The 827-nt window shown below is 69.1% G+C and carries 1 protein-coding gene; it reads right to left on the bottom strand.

Translation table 11 applies throughout. The features are described 5' to 3' along the window. Positions 1–827, bottom strand: an 827-nt coding sequence (locus AC1DKQ_RS22390; protein ID WP_476920280.1) for a D-galactonate dehydratase family protein, incomplete at both ends; no start/stop codon positions are given.

Raw genomic sequence — 827 nt, 5'->3', positions numbered from 1 at the left:
CCGACCGGGGAGATGTCGGTGGGGCCGTGGAAACCGGACTTGACCTGGTACTGCGCGGCGAAGTCCATCACCTTCTTCAACGGGCTGATCCCGCCGAAGTGGGTCGAGGCGGCCCGGACGTAGTCGATCAGCTGTTCCTTGATCAGGGTCTGGTAGTCATAGACRGTGTTGAAGATCTCCCCGATCGCCAGCGGGGTGGTGGTGTGCGCCCGGACCAGGCGCAGCGCCTCCTGGTTCTCGGCCGGGGTGCAGTCCTCCAGCCAGAACAGGTCATAGGGCTCCAGCGCCTTGCCCAGCTTCGCGGCCTGGATCGGGGTCATCCGGTGGTGCCCGTCATGCAGCAACGGGATYTCCGGGCCGAACTCGTTCCGGACCGCCTCGAACACCGTCGGCAGGTGCCGSAGGTAGGCCCGGGTGTCCCAGTCCTCCTCCTGCGGGAACGCGCCCCGCCCGGCCGGTTCGTAGTCGTACCGCTCCCCCGAGGCCTGGGCCTGCGCCGCGACCCCGTACACGGCCTTGATCCCCGGGACCGCGGTCTGGATCCGGATCGACTTGTAGCCGAGCTCCAGGTGCTCGCGGACCGAATCGAAGAGCGAGGGCAGGTCCGCGCCGGACGCGTGCCCGTAGGCCCGCAGCCCGTTCCGGGACGCCCCGCCGAGGAGCTGGTAGACCGGCATCCCGGCCAGCTTGCCCTTGATGTCCCACAGCGCCATGTCCACCGCGGCGATCGCGGCCATCGTCACCGGGCCCCGGCGCCAGTACGAGGACCGGTACAGGAACTGCCAGGTGTCCTCGATCCGGTGCGGGTCCTTCCCGATCAGCAGCTG

It is taken from the genome of Arthrobacter sp. 05L421, from assembly GCF_056397785.1.
This window is presented reverse-complemented; position numbering and strand designations above follow the sequence as displayed.